Here is a 3049-nt window from a genome sequence, read left to right as displayed (position 1 = left end):
AAATTTAAAAAGTCCATAAATTCTAGAAATTTTAAAATTTTGTAAATTTTAAAACTCCGTAAATTTCGCCTTTTATAGGCTCGCCATCTCTTCAGCGCGCGCAAGAAGCTGCTTTGCGCCCTTTTCGATAAAAACGCGTGCGAGCTCCGTGCCTACGCTTTGCCACTGCGATTTTTGCGCGACGATGCTTTGACGGATGCTCTCGCTGCCGTCGGGCAGGCCAACTATCGCGCTGATGTGGATATTTTCGCCCTCAAGGCGCGCGTTGATGCCGATCGGCACCTGGCAGCCGCCCTCTAAAACCCTGACGAAATCCCGCTCCACGGTCGTTTCAATGATCGCGCGTTCATCTTTTAAAAATTCTATCGCGCGTAGAATTTGCGGCTCGTCCACCGCCTCGATGCCGAGCGCTCCTTGCCCCATCGCAGGGATCATCTGCGAGATTTCAAAGGGCGCTACGTGTCTCACTTCGGCGCGCAAATTTAATCGGTTGATGCCCGCCATCGCTAAGATAATCGCATCGAATTCCCCGTCTTTGAGCTTTCGCAAGCGAGTTTGGACGTTGCCGCGCAAGGAGATTATCTCTAAATCAGGCCGCATGCTAAGCAGCTGCATCTTGCGGCGAAGGCTTGTGGTGCCGACTTTTGCGCCGCGAGGTAGCTCGCCGAATTTAGCGTATTTTTCGCTGATCATCGCATCGCGCGCGTCCTCGCGCGCACAGATTGCCGCTAGCACTAGCCCCTGCGGAAACTCCACGGGCACGTCTTTTAGGCTATGCACGGCGATGTGTGCTTCGCCGCGAAGCATACTCTCCTCAAGCTCTTTCGTAAAAAGCCCCTTGCCGCCGATCTTTGCAAGCGGCGTATCTAAAATTTTATCGCCTTTGGTTTTCATGCTTTTTAGCCGCGCTTGGATGCCGCTAGCTTCAAGCAGCGATGCGATATGTTTGCTCTGCCACAGCGCAAGCACGCTGCCGCGCGTAGCTATGATCAAATTTTTCATTTTTTCTCTCCTATGCTTTTTCGAATCTCGATTTCGTTCTCTTCGATTACCTCTACGTCGATTACGTCGTCGCTTGTGCGGTGGCGTCGCCAGAATTTTCGTTCGCTTTTTTCGGAATTTTCGCTGCTAGCGTTAAATTTAGGCACGTCGCTGGTGACGCAGTAAAACGACGCAGTGATTATGCAAACGCCCAAAATATCGCCGAAAATGCCAGGCGCGATGAGAAAAACGCCGCCTACGACGAAGCCCACGCCACTTAAAATTTCTTTCGGTGAGATTTTCATTAGATTAAAAAAGCCCATCCACGAGCGGTTTGCTACGACGTATCCGCCTAAAATCGCGCTTATGACGATTTCCACCGCATACGCCGCGAAGCCATTTGCGCTTACGAAATAATAGGTCGTAAATGCCTCAATTATCAGATATGGAACGATCAAAAGCCTAAACATATTTTTCCTTCACATGCCATTTACATTCAAAATTTAAAATCGTCGTAGGCATACCAATAAACTGAATATCGAATTTTAAGCTAGGTTCTACAAACTTGCTGGCGCTATGAATTCTAAAGCTTAATTGCCAACCCCTGTCAAAATACATTTCAATGGTATTTTGACTTTTCGGTTTGAATTCTAAAGCTACCAATCTAGTGGGAAGCTCTAGCTTGGGTATAGAAATAATTGAAATTTTATTTTTTCCAGGCAAATTGAGTGAGCCGTGCATATTAAAAGTAGAAATTAGAGTTAGTCTATTTTTATCCTTACTTACTATTTTATAATAATCTTTAATTCCTATTAGATATGTTATCATTTTATGTATGTAGCTGTGACTTTGCTCGTTTATGCGTCTTATCTCGTTCATGAAAGCCTGCAAAAGTGGTATGTAAATTTCGGTATTTTTGTGTGGGATTTTAGACCACCTTAGTTTTTGATCTTTATAAATATGTAAAATTTCAAAAATCGGCTTTACGTCGTTCCAATAATGGATACTACAAGGAATCCCAAACCACTCTGCGGCAAAATCCAATTTGTGGCTTAGCCTACTATGTTTTACAGCTTCATGATTGTGCTTTATGCTAAGACCTATTTCCCATTTCGATGTGATATCCTTGATAAGCAAATCCCTAACGTCGCCTTCTATACCAAATGTATCTTTTTGAAGCTCAAGTTGCAATTCTTCACCCTCTAACAACAGCGGCTCCAATTCCAATAGTGTATCTATCGCAGAATTTACAGAAATTTCATATATGTCTTTTTGGGGCTCGTTTATACTTTGCCAAGCTTGTTTGTTTGCCTTATAGCTGGAATTTTGTATTATTTTTGCATTCGGTAAGTATTTTTCTAGCGCCATAGCCCATGCAAATTCGTATGAGCGTCCAAATTTATCGCTTTTATTGCTCATTATATAGCTTCTTTCTCAAAATTTTCAGACGAATTTTCCATATATTTTTTTATTGATACGGCTATTTCATAAGCTAAATTTACGGGCACAGCATTACCTATCATTTTATATGCATCATTAACATTTTTATATATAAATTTAAAATTAGCAGTTAAAATTATAGCTGAAGAATTAAGAAAACAGGATATTGAATTAAATAATATAACATTACACTATGTAACAGATGCTTTGAAAAATGAGAAAACAAATATAGCTCAAGAGTTTATAAATGCTTATATCTATGGAAATGAAAATGCAGTTATAGAGGCTAAAAATAATTATCATAATAAAATGGAACAAATGTTAAATAGTTACTATGAAAACTTAACATATAATCACGAGCATGCTAGCTTAGTTGGAGAAGAAAATCAAATAGTAAAAGTTTTGGGAAAAAATTTTTTAGATAGCATGACATCCATATTACTTGTTGATGTAAGAGAAACAATAAAACAAAAGCATTTTATAGCTTGAATTTAAAAAAGGGGGATTTATGATAGTTTTAAACTTAGAATTAGATAATCTATTTGGTTTTGAAGATTTTAAAAGTAATTTTTCATATCCTAAAAAAGTTGAAAATTCAAGTATAAAAGATGAATTTTTAAAAGATAGA

Annotated in this window: 4 protein-coding genes and 1 pseudogene; 1 reads left to right on the top strand and 4 read right to left on the bottom strand. The window is 39.7% G+C overall.

Features of this window, described 5'->3' with window-relative positions; genetic code table 11:
* Positions 1 to 72: 72 nt before the first annotated feature.
* From hemC to Q0620_RS01455, 4 genes and pseudogenes are all read right to left on the bottom strand, one after another.
* Positions 73 to 1002 carry a hydroxymethylbilane synthase gene (gene hemC, locus Q0620_RS01470; protein WP_298782915.1) on the bottom strand — a complete coding sequence of 310 codons (930 nt, stop codon included), beginning with the start codon at positions 1000 to 1002 and terminating at the stop codon, positions 73 to 75.
* Entirely contained in the window at positions 999 to 1451 is a 453-nt protein-coding gene (locus Q0620_RS01465; RefSeq protein WP_298782914.1) for an FxsA family protein, read from the bottom strand. Before Q0620_RS01465 ends, hemC begins: the two co-directional genes overlap by 4 nt.
* Positions 1444 to 2400, bottom strand: a complete 957-nt coding sequence (locus tag Q0620_RS01460; protein WP_298782913.1) for a HaeIII family restriction endonuclease — start codon at positions 2398 to 2400, stop codon at positions 1444 to 1446. Before Q0620_RS01460 ends, Q0620_RS01465 begins: the two co-directional genes overlap by 8 nt.
* A pseudogene (locus Q0620_RS01455) lies at positions 2400 to 2546 on the bottom strand (DNA cytosine methyltransferase); the annotation flags it as partial. The pseudogene Q0620_RS01455 and the gene Q0620_RS01460, both read right to left, overlap by 1 nt.
* An 82-nt stretch (positions 2547 to 2628) precedes the next feature.
* Here Q0620_RS01455 and Q0620_RS01450 point away from each other — a divergent pair.
* Positions 2629 to 2910, top strand: a complete 282-nt coding sequence (locus tag Q0620_RS01450; RefSeq protein ID WP_298782912.1) for a hypothetical protein — start codon at positions 2629 to 2631, stop codon at positions 2908 to 2910.
* Positions 2911 to 3049: the final 139 nt, after the last annotated feature.

Origin of the sequence: uncultured Campylobacter sp. (assembly GCF_938017615.1) — a bacterium.
GTDB lineage: Bacteria > Campylobacterota > Campylobacteria > Campylobacterales > Campylobacteraceae > Campylobacter_B.
This window is presented reverse-complemented; position numbering and strand designations above follow the sequence as displayed.

Excerpts from the sequence above, each read along its gene's own strand:
- hemC (WP_298782915.1), bottom strand. The coding sequence starts at position 1,002 with ATGAAAAATTTGATCATAGCTACGCGCGGCAGCGTGCTTGCGCTGTGG.
- Q0620_RS01465 (WP_298782914.1), bottom strand. The coding sequence starts at position 1,451 with ATGTTTAGGCTTTTGATCGTTCCATATCTGATAATTGAGGCATTTACG.
- Q0620_RS01460 (WP_298782913.1), bottom strand. The coding sequence starts at position 2,400 with ATGAGCAATAAAAGCGATAAATTTGGACGCTCATACGAATTTGCATGG.